We start from the raw sequence: 19,888 nt of genomic DNA on the forward strand, positions 1-19,888 counted from the left end.
GACCGTCACCACTCTACTGACCAACGGTCAGTAGAATCAACGGTGATCGTGCCCACCGGTCAGGGCGTCGCTAGGCTGGCCCCATGACCGCCGATCCCGCGGACGACACCCGCACCCGGATCCTGCGCGCCGCGCTCGACCTGTTCGCCGAACACGGCTACCAGCGCACCTCGCTGCGCCAGATCGGCGAGCGGCTGCGGCTCACCAAGACCGCGATCCTGTACCACTTCCCGGCCAAGGAGAACCTGCTCGCCGCCCTGGTCGAGCCCCTGGTGGCCGACCTGGAGGCGCTGCTCGACTCGGCCCGGGGTCAGCCCACCGAGCTGGCCCGGTGGACGGTGCTGGAGGGCTGGGTGGACATCATGCTCGCCCATCGCCGGCCGCTCGGCATGCTCTTCCACGACATCGCGCTGATCGGTCGGGGCGACACCTACCACCGTCTGATGGAGGTCGCGATGCGGGCCAACGACCTCATCGCCGGGCCGGACGCCGGGCGTCTGGAGCGCGTCCGGGCGGTGCAGGCGGTCGCGGCGTGCAGCGATCCGATCGTTTTCTTCACCGACGTGTCCGACGAGGTGCTGCGCGCCGACATGCTCGACGGCGTACGCCGACTGCTGGCCCCGCTGCCCGCGGACCCCGCGGCGGCGCCGCACCTGGCCCCTGCGACCGGGACGCGAACGGACGCCGCAGTCGGGGCGCGCACGACCGCGACGGTCCCGCCGCCGACGCGGGAGACCCCGACGCACGTGAGCGCGCGGCACGCGGCCTCAGGCAGCGCGACCCCGACGCTGCCAGCGGGGGCGGCCAGCGGGCCGGCGAGCGGCGCGGGGAGCCGCCGTCGGCGGCCGGGACGGCCGCCCGCGCTGGGCCGGGAGCAGGTCGAGGCGGCCCGGCGGATGCACGCGGCGGGCACCCACTCCGTGGACGCCATCGCCGCGGCGCTGGGTGTCTCGCGTGCCACCGTCTACCGCCACCTGACCGCACCATAACGAGACAGTTCCAAGACTATTTCGAGACTATTTTGAGTCGATGTTCAGGCCGCCAGCGTGGCGTAGCGGCCGTTGCGGTCCAGCAGGCTGTCGTGGGTGCCGGCCTCGACGATCCGACCGTGGTCGAGCACCGCGATCTGGTCGGCGTCGCGGACCGTGGAGAGCCGGTGCGCGATGGTGATCGTGGTGCGCCCCTGGGCGAGCACGTCGAAGGCCCGCTGCACGGCACGTTCGGTCTCGGTGTCCAGCGCGCTGGTGGCCTCGTCGAGAACCAGGATGCGCGGGTCGCGCAGGAGCGTCCGGGCGATGGCGAGGCGCTGCTTCTCACCGCCGGAGAACCGGTGCCCGCGTGAGCCGACCACGGTGTCGTACCCGTCGGGCAGCCCGGCGATCAGATCGTGGATCTGGGCGGCGCGGGCGGCGTCCTCGATCTCGTTGTCGGTGGCCTCCGGGCGGGCGTAGCGCAGGTTCTCCCGGACTGTGGTGTGCAGCAGGTACGTCTCCTGGCTGACCACGCCGACGATCGCGGCCAGGTCGGCCAGGCGCAGGTCGCGCAGGTCGACGCCGTCGACGGTGATCCGGCCGGCGGTCGGGTCGTGCAGTCGGCTGATCAGCCCGGCGAGGGTGCTCTTGCCGGAGCCGGTCTCGCCGACCAGGGCGAGGCTGGTGCCGGCGGGCACGTCGAGGGTGATCCCGGCGAGGGCGGCGGTGTCGCTGCCCGGGTAGCCGAAGGTGACGTCCTCCAGGCGCAGGTGGCCGCGTACCCGGGTGGGGTCGAGGCGGACCGGCTCGGTGGGGTCGGCCACGTCGACCGGGAGGTCCAGGTATTCGAAGATCCGGGCAAAGAGCGCCAGCGACGCGGTGAGCGAGACACCCACGTTGAGCAGGCCCATCAGCGGTCGGAACAGGCCGCCCTGCAGGGCCGTGAAGGCGACCAGGGTGCCGATGCTCAGCGTGCCGGCGGTGCCGGGCAGTCCGGCGGCGAGGTAGATGACCGCCGGTACGGCGGCGAAGATGATGCTCATCGAGGCCATCCGCCAGCGGCCGGCCAGCTCACTGCGCAGCTCCAGGTCGACCAGGCGGGCCGAGGAGGCGGTGAAGCGGTCGATCAGCGCGGGGCCGGTGCCGAGGGTCTTCGCCAGCTGTACGCCACTGATCGAGAGCCCTTCCTCGACGGTGACGTTGAGGTCGGCGAGTTCGCGTTGCCGTTGGGCGGTGATCTCGCGGCGCATCCGGGCGACCCGACGGGTCAGCCAGATGGCCGGCGGCAGCACCACGAGCGAGACCAGAGAGAGCTGCCAGGAGAGCGCGACCATGGCGACCGTGGTGGCGACCACTGTGGTGAGGTTGGCGGCGACGGCGGTAGCGGTGGAGGTGACCACCGACTGCATCCCGCCGATGTCGTTGGTGATCCGGGACTGCACCTCGCCGGTGCGGGTGCGGGTGAAGAAGCCGAGCGACTGGCGCTGGAGGTGGCTGAAGACGTCGGTGCGCAGCCGGTGCATGACCCGCTGGCCGACCTGGGTGGAGATCCAGGTCTGCACGACGCCGAGGGCGGAGGTCACCGCCGCGACGGCGACCATGCCGAGGACCAGCCAGACCAGCAGCGTCACGTCGCCCTGCGGCAGGGCCCGGTCGATCACGGCACGCAGCAGGAACGGGGTGGCCATCGCGATGATCGAGGAGACCACGATGATCGCGGTGACGGCGGCCAGCGCTGGCCGGTGTGGGGTGAACAGGCGGCCGATGCGGCGCAGGGACACCTGACGGGCCTGCGTCTTCTCTTCGGCGCTGAGGGTGCGGTGGCCGCGGTCGCGGCCCATCGGGGTGGGTTCCAAGGGGGCACTACCCTTCGTCGGCGATATTGCTGAGGTTACCTCATCATGAGGGAGCAACCACATATCCTGCTACGGTATTCCGGTGACCGAGCACACCGTCGACAGCGCCGACGACGAGAGCCTGGCGGAGACGTTCTGGGCGGTGGCGTCCCGTCTGCGCCGGCAGACCCGCGACTCACTGGCGCCCTGGGACGTCACCCCCAGCCAGTCCCGGGCCCTCGGCGTGCTGGCCCGGCACGGCGAGGTGCGCCCCGGCACCCTCGCCGAGCACCTGCGCATCGCGCCCCGCTCGGCGACCGAGGTCGTCGACGACCTCCAGACCCGAGGGCTGGTCGAACGCCGACCGGACCCGGCGGACCGTCGGGCGACCCTGGTCGCGCTCACCGAGGAGGGCGACCGCGTCAGCACCGCCATCCGGGCCGCGCGCCGGGCCGAGGCCGACCGCTTCTTCGGCCACCTCAACGACACCGACCGTGCCGAACTGGCCCGCATCCTGCGCACACTGCGTACCTGAGACCTGCGGGTTTGTCCGCGCCGCGCCCGGGTAGCCAGCGGCCCCGTTCGCACGGCGGGGCCCCCGCCACCACCAAGTCGGGGAGACGCGACAGGAGGACGCGCATGTCTGCCCTGAACCCTCACCGTCCCGGCTGATGTGCGGGATCAGCGGGGAGGCGCGATTCGACGGCCGCTCGCCCGACGCGTCGGCGGTCACCCGGATGACCGAGGCGATGCGCTCACGCGGCCCGGACGGCGAGGGCCTGTCCGCCGACGGCTGGGTGACCCTCGGGCACCGCCGGCTGACCATCATCGACCTGTCCGACGCGGGCGGGCAGCCGATGATCCGCGACGACCTGGGCCTGGCACTGGTCTTCAACGGCTGCATCTACAACTACCCGGAGCTGCGCGAGGAGTTGCGCCGCGCCGGGTACGCCTTCCACTCCACCAGCGACACCGAGGTGATCCTGGTGGCGTACGCCCACTGGGGTGAACGTTTCGTCGACCACCTGGTCGGCATGTTCGCGATCGGGCTGGTCGACCGGGTCCGGCGGCGGCTGATCCTGGCCCGCGACCGGCTCGGCATCAAACCGCTCTACCTCGCCGAGACACCGGGGCGGCTCCGGTTCGCCTCCACCCTGCCCGCGCTGCTGGCCGCCGGCGACGTCGACACCGGCATCGACCCGGTGGCGCTGCACCACTACCTGTCCTGGCACTCCATCGTTCCCGCCCCGCGTACCGTGCTGCGCGGCGTGCGCAAGTTGCCTCCGGCCACCCTGCGGGTGATCGAGGCGGACGGGCGCAGCCGAGAGGAGGTCTACTGGCGACCCGACTACGTGCGCGAGCCCGCCGACGCGGGGATGGACGCCGGCGACTGGCGGGCCGCGATCGGCGACGCGCTGCGCGCGGCGGTACGCAGACGGCTGGTCGCCGACGTGCCGGTGGGGGTGCTGCTCTCCGGCGGTCTGGACTCCAGCCTCATCGTGGCGCTGCTCGCCGAGGCCGGCCAGCAACACCTGCGCACGTTCAGCATCGGCTTCGACAGCCGCGACGGCGAGTCCGGCGACGAGTTCCACTACTCGGACCTGGTGGCCCGCGCGTACGACACCGACCACCATCGGATCCGACTGGCCGACGACGACCTGGTGCCCGCCGTCCGACGGGCCGTGCTGGCGATGACCGAGCCGATGGGCAGCCACGACGTGGTCGCCTTCCACCTGCTCTCCGAGCAGGTGGCGCAGCACGTGAAGGTGGCCCAGTCGGGTCAGGGCGCCGACGAGGTGTTCGCCGGCTACGGCTACCACCAGCCACTGGTCGAGGCGCCCCGGCACGGCGCCGCCGAGACGTTCGCCGCCGCGTTCTTCGACCGCGACCACGACGAGCTGCGCCGCATCGTCGGCCCGGCGTACGCGCTGGAGCACGACGCCAGCCGGGATCTGCTCACCGGGCACCTCGCCGCGCCCGGGGCGCAGACCGCGCTGGACGCCGTGCTGCGCCTGGACACCCACCTGATGCTTCCCGACGACCCGGTCAAGCGGGTGGACAGCATGAGCATGGCGTGGGGTCTGGAGGTGCGTACGCCCTTCCTCGACCAGGACCTGGTCACCCTCGCTGCGCACTGCCCGCCGGAGCACAAGGTCAGCCAGGGCGGCAAGGGCGTGCTCAAGGAGGTCGCCCGGGAGGTGCTGCCCTCCGAGGTGATCGACCGGCCCAAGGGCTACTTCCCTGTGCCGGCGCTGCGCAACGTGGACGGCCCGGTGCGCGAGCTGGTGGCCGAGGCGTTGCAGGCGCCGGCCGCGCGCGAGCGGGGGCTGTTCCGCCCGGAGTACGTGGCCCACCTGCTCGCCGAGCCGGACCGGGCGGAGGCCGCGGCCGGCAGCAACAAACTGTGGCAGCTCGGCCTGCTGGAGCTGTGGCTCCAGACCCACGACATCCGCTGACCCCGGGGGGCCGTGCCGGGCATTCAGCCGGCGGCCGTGCGGGCGATCAGGTCGTCGAGGACCGCGTGCAGTTCCCCGGCGCGTTCCAGCACCTGCCGCTGCCGGGTGGCACCGGTGCCGTCGCGACGCAGCCGGGCCAGCTGCGCCAACACGTACCCGAGGTCGCCGTGGCGCAGCAGGGCCGGGGCGATCACCGCCATCAGCTCGTCGACGAGCGCCCAGGCCGGCCGGGTGCCACCGGCACGCAGGTCGATCAGCTCGCCGTCGAGACCATCGTGGGCGGCCCGCCAGTGCGCCGCGGCGACCAGGCAGTCCCGGACGTCCGGGGCGCTCACCCCGGCACGTACGTCGTCGGCGAGGGTGGCCACGAGGGACCGGACCAGCGCCGCGACCAGCACCGCGTCGTCCACCTCGGTGCAGACGTCACCGACCCGCACCTCCACCGTCGGGTACGTCGACGACGGCCGGGCGTACCAGTAGACCATTGCCGCGTCGAGCATGATGCCGGCGGCGATCAGCTCGTCGACCGTGCGGTCGTAGTCGGCGACGGAGTCGAAGTATGGCGTCGGACCGATACTGGGCCAGCGTTCCAACTGCATCGAGCGCCAACTGGCGTGCCCCGTGTCGTACCCGTCGTGCAGCGGCGAGTTGGTGGTGATCGCCTGCACGACCGGCAGCCACACCCGCAGGTGGTTGCAGACCTGCACGGCGAGTTCCCGGTCGGGCAGCCCGACGTGCACGTGGCAGCCACACACCGCCGGATCGTGCGCCACCGGCCCGTACCGGCGCGACATCGCGTGGTAACGCGGTTTGTCGGGGACCGTCCGGTGCGGTTCGGCCACCGGGGTGGCGCCGACCGCCACCAACCGGGCCCCGGCCGCCGTGGCGGCCTCCGCGGCGGAGCGGCGCAGCGCCACCAGGTGTGCGCGCAGTTCGGTGAGGTCGGCGCAGACCGGGGTGACCATCTCCACCATGCTGTGCCGGAACTCCTGGCGGCTCTGGTCCCGGGCGGAGCCGCGCAGCGCGGCGAGCACCTGGTCGGCGACCGGCAGGTTCCGGCCGCTGTCCGGGTCGAGCAGCAGGTACTCCTCCTCCACGCCGAGCGTGAGGGTGGACAGGTCGGGCGCGGTGTCGACGACGGTCCGGCGGTACGCCATGGCCCCTCCCCATCCCCTGCTGCGGCGGTGCCTCGGGTTCCCGGCCGCCCCTGCGGCAAACGCGCCCTCAGGGCGTGGCCAGGGCCGTCGCGCGTGCGGTGAGAAAGGCCCGTTCGGCCGCGTTGTCCGTCAGGGCGACAGCCATCCGGTACGCCTCGACGGCCTCCCCGCCCCGCCCGAGCCGAGCCAGCAGGTCGGCGCGGACCACGTGGTAGACGTGGTAGCCGACCAGGTCGAGGCGGTCCACCTCGGTCAGCGCGACCGCCGGTCCGGACAGCTCGGCGAGCGCGACGGCCCGGTTCAGCGTCACCACCGGGCTGGGGGCGACGACCGTCAGCTGGTCGTACAGCTGAAGGATCTGCGCCCAGTCCGTGTCGGCGGCGCGCCGCGCGGCGCTGTGCACGGCGGCGATCGCGGCCTGGATCTGGTACGGGCCCGGCCGGTCGCGGCGTAGGCAGCGGCGCACCAGCGCCTGCCCCTCGGTGATCAGCTCGGCGTCCCACCGGGCCCGGTCCTGGCTCGGCAGCGCCACCAGCTGACCCTCGGCGTTGGTCCGCGCGTCGCGGCGGGACTCGGTGAGCAGCATCAACGCGAGCAGACCGAGCGCCTCCGGCTCGTCCGGCATCAGCTCGACCAGCAGCCGGGTCAACCGGATCGCCTCGGCGCACAGTTCGGTCCGGACCAGGTGCGGGCCAGCGCTGGCCGTGTACCCCTCGTTGAAGATCAGGTAGAGCACCGCGAGAACCGCGTGCAGCCGGTCGGGCAGGTCGGCGTCGCGGGGCACGCGGTACGGGATCCCGGCGTTGCGGATCTTCGACTTGGCGCGGACCAGCCGCTGTGCCATGGTCGGCTCCGGCACCAGGAAGGCTCGGGCGATCTCGGCGGTGCTCAGGCCGCCGAGCAGCCGCAGGGTGAGGGCGACCCGGGTGCTCGGGGCGAGCGCCGGATGGCAGCAGGTGAAGATCAGCCGTAGCCGGTCGTCGTGCACCGGTCCCTCCTCGACGGGACTGTCGGCGGCGAACAACAGAGCCGCCTGGGCGTGCCGGTCGACCCGGGACGCGTCGCGGCGCAGCCGGTCGATCGCCCGGTTCCGGGCCGTGGTGATGATCCAGCCGGCCGGACTGGGCGGCAGGCCGGTCGTCGGCCAGCGCGCCACCGCGACCACGAAAGCCTCCTGGACGGCCTCCTCGGCGAGGTCGATGTCGCCGAGGAGGCGGACCAGGACGGCCACCGCGCGGCCGTACTCCGCGCGGAACACCGCCTCCACGTCCGGCACTGTCAGTCGCCGGCCCCGCCCTGGAAGGGGCGCACCTCGATCGGCAGGGTGGTGGCCAACGCGTAACGGCGACCCCAGTGCAGGGCGGCGTCCAGGTCCGGCACGTCGATGATGGTGATGCCGCCCAGGAACTCCTTGCCCTCCACGAACGGGCCGTCGGTGACCAGGACGTCGCCGTCGCGGGCGCGCAGCACGGTGGCGGTCTCCGGGCCGTGCAGTCCCTGACCGAAGACCCACGAGCCGGTGGAGGCCAACTCGGCGCGCAGCTCACCGAGCTGACGCATCACCCCGGCCAGAAACTCCGGGTCCGGGGGCAGCTCACCCTGCGGCTGATGAAGGCTGAGCAGGTACAGCGTCATCGTTCCTCCTCGCGGGGGGCCGGCCCGTCGCCGACCTCTCATCCTCCACACGATCGGCCGCCGCCCGAATCGACAGGCCGGCAGAAAGTTCTCGCGGCCGACCCGGCTCCGGTGTTGGCCTGCCCTTTGCTCTGCACCCGCGGAGGCGACAGCGACTCGGCGACCGGCCCAGCCCCGTGGTCGGGTCGGCGTGCCCTTTGCTCTGCACCCGCGGAGGCGACGGTGCCCAGGCCCGGGTGGCGCGTCGGCGGGTGCAGAGCAAAGGACGAAGGACGGGGGTACGGTCCGTCAGTGCCGCGACCGGAGCCGGTAGCCATGCCTGCGACGGTTGTGGGTAGACCCCGGTGTGGTCGACGGCTTGCGGGTGGTCGTGGTCGGCGCCGGCTTCTCCGGGCTCGCCGCCGCGCTGGCGCTCACCCGTGCCGGCGCCCAGGTGCGATTGTTGGAGGCCCGCGACCGGGTGGGCGGGCGAGTGTTGACCCGCTGGCTGCCCGAGCTCACGCAGCTCGACCTGGGGGCGCAGTGGATCGGTCCGACCCAGGACCGGATGTACGCGCTGGTCGCCGAGCACGGGCTGGCCACCTTCGCCTCGGCATCGGTCGGCGCGCCCACCCTGCTCTGGACCGGTGCGCGTCGGGCCGAGCCGCCGGTGCAGGTGGGCCGGGTGCTCGGCCTACTCGACGAGTACGCCGCACGACTGGACCCGGCCGCACCCTGGGCGACGCCGGAGGCCGCACGGTGGGACCGGACGACCCTCGGCGGGTGGCTCGCCGCCACGGCCGGGGACGACGACACCGCCGACTACCTGGGGCGGGTGCTCGCCGGCGGGCTGCTGGCCACCGGCGCGGACGAGCTGTCCCTGTTGCACCTGCTGTTCTACCTGCGCAGCGCCGGCGGGACCGGGCCGTTGCTGGGGATGGCCGGCGGCGCGCAGCAGGACCGGATCGTGGGCGGGCCGGCTGCGCTGGCGGAACGGATGGCCACCGCTCTGCCGCCGGGCGCCCTGACCCTGGCCGCGCCGGTGCGAGCCATCGAACAGACCATCCACGGGGCGACGGCGTGGACCGACACCGGGCGCGTCGACGGCGACGCCGTGGTGGTCGCGCTGGCCCCGGCACTGGCCGGCCGGATCCGGTACGACCCGCCGCTGCCCCCGCTGCGTGACGGGCTCACCCAGCGCATGCCGATGGGTTCGGCGCTGAAGGTGCACGCCGTCTACCCGGAGCCGTTCTGGCGTGCCGACGGGCGCTCCGGGGTGACCACCAGCAGCACCGGTCCGCTCACCGAGTCGGTCGACAACTCCACCCCCACCTCGCCGCTCGGGGTGCTGACCGGGTTCAGCTACTCCACGGACGCCGCCGCGCTTCGCGGCATGTCCCCCGCGCGACGTCGGCAGTGCCTGCTGGAAGCGTTCGCCAACGTGGTCGGGCCACGCGCCGAGGACCCGGTGGATCTCGTCGAGTACGACTGGTCGGCCGACGAGTGGACCCGGGGCTGCTTCTCCGGTGCGCTCACCCCGGGCACCTGGCGGACGTACGGTCCGCACCTGCGGACGCCGGTGGGGCGGGTGCACTGGGCGGGCACCGAGACGGCCACCCGCTGGAGTGGCTACCTGGAGGGCGCGGTGCGCGCCGGTGAACGGGCGGCGGCCGAGGTCCTGGCCGGCTGAGCGGCACGACCGCAGCCGGCCCGGTCTCGGCGGGACCGGGCCGGCCACGGCCCTGGGTGCTACCCGGCCGACCCGGTCACGGAGGACCGGGTCGGCGCGGGCGCCCCGGTCAGGGGTAGGTGGTCAGGTACACCTGCTGGTTGGCCGCGTTCGCGGTACCACCGGCGTTGTTGATCACCCGGTTGATGGTGCCGACGCCACCGAGCGAGACGGTGACCATGTTGGTGAAGCGCACGTTCGGGTTGTTGGGCACCTCGAAGGCCCGCTCCTCCACGACAGCGGGATTGACGTTGAAGTAGCTGTAGCTGCCCAGCCCGAACGCCTGGTGGCTGGTCACCGAATCGGCGACCTTGTACGCGGCGTAGCCCCGGGTCGACCCGTTCATCCAGGCCGCCTGGTTGGGCGGGTCGTACGGCAGCTCGTTCTGGTAGAAGTACGTCCGGCCGCCGTTGCCGTTCCAGATGGTCTGGTACTTCTGGTAGTGCTCGACGAAGAGGCCGTACATGGTGACGTTGTCGCCGTTGACGGTGAGCCCGGTGTCGGCGGTGTTCAGCGTCCACCCGGTCGGCACGCCGCTGGCGGCGTGGTCAGCCCGCCACAACCACATGTGGTCGCCGATCACGTTGTCGCTGTTGACCGTCAGCGTGTTGGTGGCCTTGCCGACGTGCGGCCCTCCGATACGGAAGAACACGTCGTGCAAAGAGGTCGGGTTCGTGGCGTGACTCGCGGACGAGCCGGACGGCCCGACCTCCATCAGCACCGGCGAGTTCGTCGTGCCGGCCTCGAACATGATGCCGGCCACCTTCACGCCGTCCACATCGGCCACCCGCATGCCCACCGCGCCGTTGTCGGCCTGGATGGTGGCCAGACCGAGACCGAGGACGACGGTGTCGGCCCGGTTGACCTGGATCGGCTCGGTGACGCGGTGCACGCCCGGGGTGAAGAGCAGGTGCCGCCCCTGGGCGAGGGCCGCGTTGATGGTGGCGGCGCTGGTGCCGGGCTGGACCACGTAGAACTGCGACAGCGAGATGGACGAGCCGGCCGGGGTCTTGTTGTACCAGCTGGTTCCGGTCGAGTTGGTGCGCAGCGCCGGCACGAAGACCCGGTACTCACCGGTGCCGTCGACGTACAGGAACGGCTTCTCCCGGACCTGCGGGGTCTGCGGGATGACCGTGTGCGACGGGTTGGGGAAGCTCGGCGCCGGAGCGCCGTTGACGCCCTGGAAGACCATGTTCCACACCGAGCCGGTCCAGCCGTTGCCGAACTCGCTGTTGCGGGAGTACCACTGCTGCTGCGAGCCGGAGACGACCAGGCCGTCGATGCGGGTGTCGGCCATCAGGCCACCGCTGGACCAGCCGTCGCCGCCGTTCCAGAGCTGGATCTGGTTCTGCGCGCCGCGTAGGTGCATCCGCCGGTACGGCGCCGCCTGGGACACCGCCCAGCGCTCCACGGTCTGCCCGGCGGGCAGGGTGACCGACAGGTTCTCGGCGGCCCGCCAGAAGTTCTGGGTGGCGTTGCCGCCGAACCAGAACGCCTCGGCACGCACGTGGCCGTTGAGGTTGACGTCGTCGGGGCTCATGCCGAGGCCGGCGACCTGGGTGAAGAAGCCGAGGTTGACGTCGGCGGTGTAGGTACCGGGCTTGAACAGCACCGCGTAGCGCTGCGGGCCGAACTGGTTGGTCTCCTGCTGCGTGAAGATGGTGTTCAGTCGACTCTGGATGGTCGACGTCGGCGTGCTCGGGTCGAAGACGAACGTGTTCGGCCCGAGGTTCGGGTTGCGCGGGTCGGTCGTGTCGACCGGGGGCTCGCCGGTCCCGCCGCTCTCGCCGTAGACCTGGAACTCCCAGAGCGAGTACCCATAGCCGGTGCCCCGGGCGGTGCCGTACATGCGGACGTAGCGGCCGGCGCCGGAGACGGCGAGGTTCTGGGTCCCTCCGGTGCCGGTGGTGGTCGAGTAGATCGTGGTCCAGGTGGACCCGTTGTCGGAGGTCTGCAGCTGGAAAGCCCGGCCGTAGGCGGCCTCCCAAGCCAGGGTGACCTGGGTGATGGTGGCGCGGGCGCCCAGGTCGACCTGGAGCCACTGCGGGTCGCTGAACGCGCTGGACCAACGGGTGCCGGTGTTGCCGTCGACAGCTGCGGCGGCCGGGGTGCCGGCGTTCTCGGTGGACGAGGCGGTGGTCGAGCGGCCCTGGGACAGCAGGACGGGGGCGGCCTGCGCGGGTGTGGTGGTTCCGGTCGGCGTGAGCGTCGCGACCAAGGCCACGGTGAGCCCGACGAGCAGGTGCCGCACGACCCGGGGACGCGGGCGTACGGATGTAGCACGAGATGTCATGACATCGCCTGTCGATAGGGGGTTACGGGTTGCCGCACGGTTGGGGATCGGACTCGCCCGTGACGCCGTGGATGGTGCCGCCGACGCGGTGCCGCGGGGAGGAGAGCGCTCTCGTAGGAGTGTTGCGGCGAGATTGCGGCGGCGTCAAGACATCGATCTATAACACCGTTATTTATCCTGAGAATCAGGTTTTGTGTAATTCCCGTCCCCCGAGACCGTCGGCGACGGACCTGGCTCCGAGGGACGCCGGAAGGCACTCGCGGGCGCTGACCACTCACAAGATCGTGCTCGATCCCGGAAAGAGGGCCCTCCGAGCGGCCGGAAGCCACTACAACCAGGATCGAGCACGATCTTGAAGGAGGACCAGTCACGGTCACGGGAGCAGGCCCCGGCGGGCCGGGGACAGCGAGCCCCGGCGGGCGGTCAGCGGCGGACGCCGCCCTCGGTGAGGAAGCGGGCGATCGGGAGGGTGGCCGCGCCCAGCGCCACCGCGTCCACCCCGAGCCGGCACAGCTCGATCGACGCCTGCTCGTACGGCTGGCGCAGCGCCTGCCGGCCGGCCGCCTCCCGCACGGCCGGCAGCAGGTCGCCGAGGGCCATCGCCGCCCAGCCGCCGAGCACCACGCGCTCCGGGTTGAACAGGTTGATCAGGTTGGCCACGCCGGCGCCGAGGTAGCCGGCGGTGTCCTCCAGCACGCGTCGGGCGGTGGTCGAGGTCTCGGCGGCGGCGACCAGCGCGGCGATCTGGGACTCCTCGTCCTCGCCCGGCACCGGTCGACCCCGGCGTGCCTCCCGGTAGCGGTCGATGATCGCCTCCGCCCCCACGTACGCCTCCAGGCACCCGCGCGCGCCGCACCGGCAGACCCGGCCGCCGTACACCAGGGTGGTGTGCCCCCACTCCCCCGCGCTGCTGGACGCGCCCCGGTAGGTGGCGCCGTTTGTCACCACCGACGCGCCCACCCCGGAGCCGACCAACGCGAAGACGGCGTGCCGGGCGCCCCGGCCGGCGCCGAACCACATCTCGGCCTGGCCGAGGGTCTTCGCGCCGTTGTCGATGTGCAGCGGCAGGTCGGTGCCGGCGCCGATCAGACGCTCCAGCGGCACCCGGTCCCAGCCGAGGGCCTGGGCGTGCACGACGGCCTCGGTGCCCTGCTCGACCACGCCGGAGACGCCGATGCCGACGCCGAGCACGTCGCCGGGGGCCACCCCGGCCTGGCCGGTGACCGCCTCGATGCCGGCCAGCACGTGCCCGGCCACCAGGTCGGGCTCGGTGCGGGCCGGGTCGAGCGGGTACTCGACGCTGGCCAGCAGGGTCATCGCGAAGTCGAACAGCTCGACCCGGACCCGGGTCTCGCCGACGTCCACGCCGATCAGGAAGGCGAAGCGGGGCGCGATCCGCAGCAGCATGCTGGGCCGGCCGCCGTCGGACTCGGCGGCGCCGGCCTCGGCGACCAGCCCTTCGTCGATCATGTCGGCCACCACGTTGCTGACCGCGGGTTGGCTCAGCCCGGTGCTGCGCACCAGGTCCTGCCGGGTGAGCGGGCCGTCCAGGAAGAGCTTGGTCAGCAGGGCGGACCGGTTGCGCAACCGCACGCTGCGGTTGGTGGCTCGCGCCAGCTCCACTCGTCACCTCGTTCCTGTCGGCCGTTCGAGGCGACTGTAACCGCCTCGTGCTTGACGACCCACCAGCCAGCAACTTTAATGACGACATAAATTAAGCCGTGATGTAACTCCCGGGAAACGCCGACGGACCTCGACGGCGCACCCCCGAACCCTGTCCGCAGCCGGCCCCCCGTCGCCCGACCCCTATCGGTGACGAAGGCCGGCGGACCCCCACCACGCACCGGAAGGGCTGACCCGTGTCGAGACGACACCTCGGGATATTCACCGCCGCCGTACTGGCGGCCGCCTCGCTGACCGCCTGCGGAGGCTCCGGCGACGACTCCGCCGCATCGCCCAAGACGCTCACCTACTGGGCCAGCAATCAGGGCGCCAGCCTGGAGGCCGACAAGACCATCCTCCAGCCGGAGTTGGACAAGTTCGAGAAGCAGACCGGGATCAAGGTCACCGTCGAGGTGGTCCCCTGGTCGGATCTGCTCAACCGCCTGCTGGCCGCCGCCGCCTCCGGCAAGGGCCCGGACGTGGTCAACATCGGCAACACCTGGTCGGCGTCGTTGCAGGCCACCGGCGCGCTGGTCGAGTTCGACGACGCCGCCCTGCAGGCCGTCGGCGGCAAGGACCGGATCGTGCCCGCCGCGCTCGCCGCTGCCGGCGCCCCCGGCAAGCCGCCGGCCGCCGTGCCGCTCTACAGCATGGCGTACAGCCTGTACTACAACAAGAAGTCGTTCGCCGACGCCGGCATCACCGCGCCGCCGACCACCTGGGAACAGCTCGCCGAGTACGGCAAGAAGCTGAGCACCGGCGGCAAGTGGGGCCTGGCGATCGAGGGTGCCAACCCGTCGGAGAACGCCCACCACGCCTTCACCTTCAGCCAGCAGTACGGCGGCGAGTGGTTCGACTCGGCCGGCAAGCCGACCTTCGACACCCCGCAGAACGTCTCGGCGATCAAGCGGTACATCGACTTCATGGCCGCCGACAAGATCACCAACCCGAGCAACGCCGAGTACGCGCAGAACCAGTCGGTCTCCGACTTCGCCAACGGCAAGGCCGCCATGCTGCTGTGGCAGTCCGCCGGGTCGAACCTGAAGACGCAGAACATGCCCGCCGACGCGTACGGGGTGGCACCGGTGCCGTTCCTGGCCAGCCCGCCGGCCGGCGGCAAGAAGGTCAACAGCATGGTCGCCGGGATCAACATGGCGGTCTTCAAGCACACCAAGAACAAGGACGGCGCGCTGAGCTTCGTCAAGTTCATGACCAGCGACGAGGAGCAGACGATCCTCAACAAGACGTACGGCTCGCTGCCGGCGGTGAAGACCGCGGCCTCCGACCCGGCGTTCAGTGCCACGGAGCAGAAGACCATCCAGGAGACCCTGGTCACCACCGCGGCCCCGCTGCCGCAGGTCCCCGACGAGAGCACCTTCGAGACCCTGGTCGGCACCGCGATGAAGGAGTTGTTCGCCGACGCGGCCAGCGGCAAGCCGGTCACCGAGGCGTCGGTGAAGGCCAAGCTGACCGACGCGCAGCAGAAGATGCGCTGACCCAGGCGTCACCGGTGGCCGTGGTCGGGCGCTGAGCCCGGCCACGGCCACCGACTCCGAGAGGACCCCGATGGCAACCAGCACCACCGCGCCGGACGCCGACCGGCGCGAACCCCGGGCCGGGTCGCCGGCCCGGGGGCCGGCCCGCCGGCCCCGCGGCCCCCGCCGCTCACTCCTGCCGTACCTGCTGCTCGCACCGGCCGTCGTGCTGGAACTCGCCATCCACGTGATCCCGATGGTGGTCGGGGTCTGGATGAGCCTGCTGGAGCTGACCCAGTTCCACATCCGCGACTGGTCCACCGCACCGTTCGTGGGGTGGGAGAACTACCGGGCGACGCTCGACCTGAACAGCGCCGCCGGCAAGGAACTGCTGCACTCGTTCTGGATCACCCTGGCCTACAGCCTGCTCTCGGTCGGGTTCGCCTGGCTGCTCGGCATCTCGGCGGCGGTCGTCCTGCAACGGCCGTTCCGTGGACGGGCGATCCTGCGGGCGCTGTTCCTCACCCCGTACGCGTTGCCGGTCTACGCCGCCGTGATCACCTGGAGCTTCCTGCTGCAACGCGACACCGGCCTGGTCAACCACGTGCTCGTGGACCAGCTCGGGCTGATGAACGAACGGCCGTTCTGGCTGATCGGCGACAACAGCTTCTGGTCGCTGCTGGTCGTGTCGGTCTGGCGTAACTGGCCGTTCGCGTTCCTGTGCCTGATGGCCGGGTTGCAGAACGTGCCCGGCGAGCTGTACGAGGCCGCCGCGATCGACGGCGCCGGGTTCTGGCGCCGGCTGCGCTCGGTCACCCTGCCGATGCTGCGGCCGGTCAACCTGGTGCTGCTGCTGGTGCTGTTCCTGTGGACGTTCAACGACTTCAACACCCCGTTCGTGCTGTTCGGCGGCTCCGCGCCGGAGCAGGCCGACCTGATCTCCATCCACATCTACCGCAGCTCCTTCAAGACCTGGGACTTCGGCTCCGGGTCGGCGATGTCGGTGGCGCTGCTGTTGTTCCTGCTGGTCGTCTCGGCCGCGTACCTGCTGATCACCAACCGTCGGAGCGACCATGCGTGAGACCGCCGGTGAGCGCTGGGGCCGGCGCATCGTGCTGACCCTGCTCACCCTCTTCGTCGTCATCCCGCTCTACGTGATGGTCACGTCGGCGGCAAAGCCGTTGCAGGACGTGCAGAACGGCTTCACCTGGTGGCCCAGCAGGCCCACCCTGCAACCGTTCATCGACATGTGGAGCACCGTGCCGCTGGCCCGGTACCTGGTGAACAGCCTGGTGGTGTCGAGCATCGCGGCGGTCTGCTCGGTGGCGGTGGCCATCTTCGCCGCGTTCGCGGTGAGCCGGTACCGGTTCCGCGGTCGGGGTGTCTTCTCGGTGACGGTGCTGTCCACGCAGATGTTCCCCGGCATCCTGTTCCTGCTGCCGCTGTTCCTCATCTACGTCAACCTGGGCAACGCCACCGGCATCGAGCTGTACGCCAGCCGTACCGGCCTGGTCATCACGTACCTGACCTTCTCGCTGCCGTTCTCGATCTGGATGCTGGTCGGCTACTTCGACTCGATCCCGCGGGGTCTGGACGAGGCGGCGCAGGTCGACGGCGCCGGTCCGCTGCGCACCCTGTTCCAGGTCATCCTGCCGGCCGCCGTGCCCGGCGTCGTCGCGGTCACCGTGTACGCGTTCATGACCGCGTGGGGTGAGGTGCTCTTCGCGTCGGTGATGACCGACGAGGGCAGCCGCACCCTGGCCGTCGGCCTGCAGGGCTACTCCACCCAGTTCAACGTCTACTGGAACCAGATCATGGCCGCCTCGCTGGTGGTCAGCATCCCGGTCGTCGTCGGGTTCCTGGCCCTTCAGCGCTACTTCGTCGCCGGCCTCACCGCCGGCGCGGTCAAGTGAGTCATCCAACCCCAGAGGAGAACCGACCCGTGCCCGACCTGTCCAAGCTGCCACCCGACTTCCTCTGGGGTGTCGCCACGGCGGCGTACCAGATCGAGGGGGCCGTCGACGTCGACGGCCGGGCGCCGTCCATCTGGGACACCTTCTCGGCGACCCCCGGCAAGGTCGACAACGGCGACACCGGCGCGGTGGCGTGCGACCACTACCACCGGTGGCCGGAGGACCTGGCGCTGCTGCGCCGACTCGGGGTGGACGCGTACCGTTTCTCGGTGGCCTGGCCCCGGGTCATGCCCGACGGCGTCGGGCGGGTCAACACCGCCGGGCTGGACTTCTACGATCGGCTCGTCGACACGTTGCTCACCGACGGGATCCGACCGTTCGTCACGCTCTACCACTGGGATCTGCCGCAGGTCCTGCAGGACCGGGGTGGCTGGCCGGAGCGCGCCACCGCCGAGGCGTTCGCCGACTACGCGGCGGTGGTGGCTGCCCGCCTCGGTGACCGGGTCGCCGAATGGTGCACTGTCAACGAGCCGCTCTGCGTGTGCTGGATCGGGCACCTGGAGGGCAACATGGCCCCCGGCGAGCGGGACCTCACCCGGGCGGTGCACGCCTCGCACCACGTGCTGCTCGGGCACGGCCTGGCCACCCAGGCGATCCGCGCCAACGCGACCCGGCCGGCCTCGGTGGGTCTGGTGGTCAACCTCAGCCCGATCGAGGCGGCTACCGACCGACCCGAGGACGTCGCGGCGGCCCGCCGGGCCGACGGGCACGTCAACAGGTGGTGGCTGGACCCGATCCACGGGCGCGGCTACCCCGCCGACATGATCGCCACCTACGGGGTCGAGCCGCCGGTACGCGGCGACGACCTGGCGGTGATCGCCACGCCGACGGACTTCCTCGGGGTGAACTACTACTTCCGTCAGCTGGTGGTCGACGACCCGACCGGTGCGGCCCCGTACGCGCGGCAGGTGCCGGTGCCCGGCTCGGTGGAGACCGCGATGGGCTGGGAGATGTACCCGGCAGGCCTGGAGCGGCTGCTCGTCGACGTGCACGAGGAGTACCGGCCGGGCCGGATCATCGTCACCGAGAGTGGCTCGGCGTGGCCCGACGAGGTCACCCCGGACGGCACGGTGGAGGACAAGGAACGCACCGACCACCTGGAGCAGCACCTGGCCGCGTGCGCGTCGGCGGTGGCCCGAGGGGTTCCCCTGGACGGCTACTTCGTCTGGTCGCTGCTGGACAACTTCGAGTGGGCGTACGGCTACGACAAGCGCTTCGGGCTGGTGCACGTCGACTACCCGACCCAGACCCGGACGGTGAAGGCGAGCGGCCTGCGCTACGCCGAGTTGATCCGCGCACACCAGCGGCTCGCCCGCACCACCGGCACGGCGACGCCGGTGGCCTGAACGGGGGCGGTGCGAGCGGCCGCCCGGGGTTTCGACCTCGGGCGGCCGTTCCCGTTCCGATCGGACGAAACCGCCACCGACCGCGTTGCCGAATGGCTAGCCTGCGGCAATGTCCGCAGCACCCGACGAGGCCGAGCAGCCCGACGCCGGAGCGCGAGTGTCCGGCATCGACCGGATGACGGCCTTCAGCGACGGCGTCTTCGCCATCGTCATCACTCTGCTGGTCATCGAGTTGCGGGTACCGGAATACCACGAGGGCGCGTTGCTGACCGGCCTGCTCGGCGAGGGCGCCTCCTACCTGGCCTTCGTGGTGTCCTTCGTCTACATCGGGGTGCTCTGGCTCAACCACCACGCGCTGCTGCGGCTGATCCGTGGCACCACGCTCACGCTGAGCTGGATCAACCTCGCCGTGCTCTTCGGCGCGGTGATCATCCCCTTTCCCACCGCGGTGCTGGCGTCCGCGTTCACCCACGGCGACACCGACGACCAACGCGCGGCCGTCGCCCTGTACGCGCTGTCCGCCGCGCTGATGTCGGCACCCTGGCTGGTGTTCTTCGGCTACCTGCACCGGCACCCGGCGCTGCTGAGGCGTGGGGTCAGTCCCGAGTACGCGCGCACGCAGCGGCTGCGACCGGTCACCGGCCTGATCCTGTACGGGCTCAGCGGTCTGCTCGGCTGGTTCGTCAGCCCGCTGCTGGGCCTGGTCGGCGTCATCGTCATGATCATCTATCACGCGGTCACCAGCGAAGGGCTGCCCCGCTGGCTGACCCGTCGCTGACGGGGCGGAGTCGGAGCAGGTCGGCCGGGGTGTCCACGTCGGCCGGGGACCCGACGTCGTCACAGGGCACCTCGACCACCAGGTCCGGCCGGTCGCGCAGCAGGCCGCGAGCGCCCCGGTCGCCGAGGGCGTACCCGCTCAGCAGCGGCCAGGTTCGTCGAGTCAGCAGGATCGGGTGCCCGGGCCGGCCGGCGTAGGTGGCGACCGCGACGACCGCGCCGTCGGCGCACGCCTCGCGCACCCGGCGCACCGCGACCGGGCTGAGCAGCGGCTGGTCGACGAGGACCACGACGGCGGCCGGCACGTCGGCCGGCAGCGAGGCCAGGCCCCGCAGCAGCGACGAGCCCAGCCCGTCGGACCAGCGATCGTGCCGGACCCGCACCGCGCCGGGCAGGTCGGGCACCTCGTCGGCGCCCGCGCCGAGCACCACGTGCACCGGCGCGCAGCCGCCGTCGCCGAGCAACCGGATCGCGCGCCGCACCAGGGGCTCGCCGTCCAGCTCGACCAGCGCCTTCGGCCGGCCGTAGCGCCGTCCGGCGCCGGCGGCGAGCAGCAGTCCGGCGGTCACCGTCGTCACCTCCCGTACGAAGGGCTTTGCG

The 19,888-nt window shown here is 71.8% G+C and carries 16 protein-coding genes; 9 read left to right on the forward strand and 7 right to left on the reverse strand.

The window, feature by feature from the left end; translation table 11 throughout:
- Nucleotides 1-83 precede the first annotated feature (83 nt).
- Nucleotides 84-989: a TetR family transcriptional regulator gene (locus tag ACFYP0_RS03175; RefSeq protein WP_355498024.1), complete on the forward strand. Its 906-nt coding sequence runs from the start codon at nucleotides 84-86 to the stop codon at nucleotides 987-989.
- A gap of 44 nt (nucleotides 990-1,033) precedes the next feature.
- Here ACFYP0_RS03175 and ACFYP0_RS03180 read toward each other — a convergent pair whose 3' ends face one another.
- A complete protein-coding gene (locus tag ACFYP0_RS03180) occupies nucleotides 1,034-2,812 on the reverse strand; it encodes an ABC transporter ATP-binding protein (protein WP_386994166.1) in 1,779 nt (592 codons plus the stop codon).
- A gap of 97 nt (nucleotides 2,813-2,909) precedes the next feature.
- Between ACFYP0_RS03180 and ACFYP0_RS03185 the strand changes: the two genes are divergently transcribed.
- Together ACFYP0_RS03185 and ACFYP0_RS03190 are read left to right on the forward strand one after the other, a co-directional pair.
- Complete coding sequence (locus ACFYP0_RS03185) at nucleotides 2,910-3,341, forward strand: MarR family winged helix-turn-helix transcriptional regulator (RefSeq protein ID WP_124861227.1); 432 nt, start codon at nucleotides 2,910-2,912, stop codon at nucleotides 3,339-3,341.
- A gap of 136 nt (nucleotides 3,342-3,477) precedes the next feature.
- Nucleotides 3,478-5,262 carry an N-acetylglutaminylglutamine amidotransferase gene (locus tag ACFYP0_RS03190; RefSeq protein WP_355498018.1) on the forward strand — a complete coding sequence of 595 codons (1,785 nt, stop codon included), beginning with the start codon at nucleotides 3,478-3,480 and terminating at the stop codon, nucleotides 5,260-5,262.
- A gap of 23 nt (nucleotides 5,263-5,285) precedes the next feature.
- Here the strand turns inward: ACFYP0_RS03190 and ACFYP0_RS03195 are convergent, their stop codons facing one another.
- The 3 genes from ACFYP0_RS03195 to ACFYP0_RS03205 form a co-directional block, all read right to left on the reverse strand.
- Entirely contained in the window at nucleotides 5,286-6,419 is a 1,134-nt protein-coding gene (locus ACFYP0_RS03195) for a carboxylate-amine ligase (protein WP_355498015.1), read from the reverse strand.
- A gap of 67 nt (nucleotides 6,420-6,486) precedes the next feature.
- A complete protein-coding gene (locus tag ACFYP0_RS03200; protein WP_355498012.1) occupies nucleotides 6,487-7,695 on the reverse strand; it encodes an RNA polymerase sigma factor in 1,209 nt (402 codons plus the stop codon).
- A 2-nt stretch (nucleotides 7,696-7,697) separates the two neighbouring features.
- Nucleotides 7,698-8,054 carry a YciI family protein gene (locus ACFYP0_RS03205; RefSeq protein ID WP_124861235.1) on the reverse strand — a complete coding sequence of 119 codons (357 nt, stop codon included), beginning with the start codon at nucleotides 8,052-8,054 and terminating at the stop codon, nucleotides 7,698-7,700.
- A 346-nt stretch (nucleotides 8,055-8,400) separates the two neighbouring features.
- Between ACFYP0_RS03205 and ACFYP0_RS03210 the strand changes: the two genes are divergently transcribed.
- Complete coding sequence (locus ACFYP0_RS03210; protein WP_386994170.1) at nucleotides 8,401-9,723, forward strand: flavin monoamine oxidase family protein; 1,323 nt, start codon at nucleotides 8,401-8,403, stop codon at nucleotides 9,721-9,723.
- A gap of 109 nt (nucleotides 9,724-9,832) precedes the next feature.
- Here ACFYP0_RS03210 and ACFYP0_RS03215 read toward each other — a convergent pair whose 3' ends face one another.
- On the reverse strand, nucleotides 9,833-12,055 hold the full coding sequence (locus tag ACFYP0_RS03215; RefSeq protein ID WP_386994171.1) for a discoidin domain-containing protein: 2,223 nt from the start codon (nucleotides 12,053-12,055) through the stop codon (nucleotides 9,833-9,835).
- Between the two features lie 423 nt (nucleotides 12,056-12,478).
- A complete protein-coding gene (locus ACFYP0_RS03220; RefSeq protein ID WP_355498002.1) occupies nucleotides 12,479-13,678 on the reverse strand; it encodes an ROK family transcriptional regulator in 1,200 nt (399 codons plus the stop codon).
- A gap of 236 nt (nucleotides 13,679-13,914) precedes the next feature.
- Here ACFYP0_RS03220 and ACFYP0_RS03225 point away from each other — a divergent pair, with 236 nt between their 5' ends.
- The 5 genes from ACFYP0_RS03225 to ACFYP0_RS03245 all read left to right on the forward strand — a co-directional run bounded on the left by ACFYP0_RS03225 (nucleotide 13,915) and on the right by ACFYP0_RS03245 (nucleotide 19,289).
- Nucleotides 13,915-15,213, forward strand: coding sequence for an ABC transporter substrate-binding protein (locus ACFYP0_RS03225; protein ID WP_112590117.1), 1,299 nt, complete (start codon nucleotides 13,915-13,917; stop codon nucleotides 15,211-15,213).
- 70 nt (nucleotides 15,214-15,283) lie between these two features.
- On the forward strand, nucleotides 15,284-16,273 hold the full coding sequence (locus ACFYP0_RS03230) for a carbohydrate ABC transporter permease (protein WP_355497999.1): 990 nt from the start codon (nucleotides 15,284-15,286) through the stop codon (nucleotides 16,271-16,273).
- Nucleotides 16,266-17,105, forward strand: a complete 840-nt coding sequence (locus ACFYP0_RS03235; RefSeq protein ID WP_091398610.1) for a carbohydrate ABC transporter permease — start codon at nucleotides 16,266-16,268, stop codon at nucleotides 17,103-17,105. Before ACFYP0_RS03230 ends, ACFYP0_RS03235 begins: the two co-directional genes overlap by 8 nt.
- 29 nt (nucleotides 17,106-17,134) lie before the next feature.
- Nucleotides 17,135-18,511, forward strand: coding sequence for a GH1 family beta-glucosidase (locus tag ACFYP0_RS03240; RefSeq protein WP_355497996.1), 1,377 nt, complete (start codon nucleotides 17,135-17,137; stop codon nucleotides 18,509-18,511).
- A 109-nt stretch (nucleotides 18,512-18,620) separates the two neighbouring features.
- The gene (locus tag ACFYP0_RS03245; RefSeq protein WP_355497993.1) at nucleotides 18,621-19,289 is read left to right on the forward strand and encodes a TMEM175 family protein; all 669 of its coding nucleotides are present in this window, start codon (nucleotides 18,621-18,623) and stop codon (nucleotides 19,287-19,289) included.
- On the opposite strand, the gene ACFYP0_RS03250 is transcribed toward ACFYP0_RS03245, so the two are convergent.
- Nucleotides 19,249-19,857 (reverse strand): nucleotidyltransferase family protein, encoded by a 609-nt coding sequence (locus tag ACFYP0_RS03250; RefSeq protein WP_355497990.1) that lies wholly within the window; start codon nucleotides 19,855-19,857, stop codon nucleotides 19,249-19,251. The genes ACFYP0_RS03245 and ACFYP0_RS03250 overlap by 41 nt on opposite strands.
- Nucleotides 19,858-19,888 lie beyond the last annotated feature (31 nt).

Origin of the sequence: Micromonospora arida, from assembly GCF_042873195.1 — a bacterium.
GTDB classification, from domain to species: Bacteria; Actinomycetota; Actinomycetes; order Mycobacteriales; family Micromonosporaceae; genus Micromonospora; species Micromonospora arida.

Coding starts and splice junctions, on each gene's coding strand:
- ACFYP0_RS03205 (WP_124861235.1), bottom strand. CDS start 8,054: ATGACGCTGTACCTGCTCAGCCTTCATCAGCCGCAGGGTGAGCTGCCC.
- ACFYP0_RS03215 (WP_386994171.1), bottom strand. CDS start 12,055: ATGACATCTCGTGCTACATCCGTACGCCCGCGTCCCCGGGTCGTGCGG.
- ACFYP0_RS03180 (WP_386994166.1), bottom strand. CDS start 2,812: ATGGGCCGCGACCGCGGCCACCGCACCCTCAGCGCCGAAGAGAAGACG.
- ACFYP0_RS03230 (WP_355497999.1), top strand. CDS start 15,284: ATGGCAACCAGCACCACCGCGCCGGACGCCGACCGGCGCGAACCCCGG.
- ACFYP0_RS03195 (WP_355498015.1), bottom strand. CDS start 6,419: ATGGCGTACCGCCGGACCGTCGTCGACACCGCGCCCGACCTGTCCACC.
- ACFYP0_RS03175 (WP_355498024.1), top strand. CDS start 84: ATGACCGCCGATCCCGCGGACGACACCCGCACCCGGATCCTGCGCGCC.
- ACFYP0_RS03245 (WP_355497993.1), top strand. CDS start 18,621: ATGTCCGCAGCACCCGACGAGGCCGAGCAGCCCGACGCCGGAGCGCGA.
- ACFYP0_RS03235 (WP_091398610.1), top strand. CDS start 16,266: ATGCGTGAGACCGCCGGTGAGCGCTGGGGCCGGCGCATCGTGCTGACC.
- ACFYP0_RS03190 (WP_355498018.1), top strand. CDS start 3,478: ATGTGCGGGATCAGCGGGGAGGCGCGATTCGACGGCCGCTCGCCCGAC.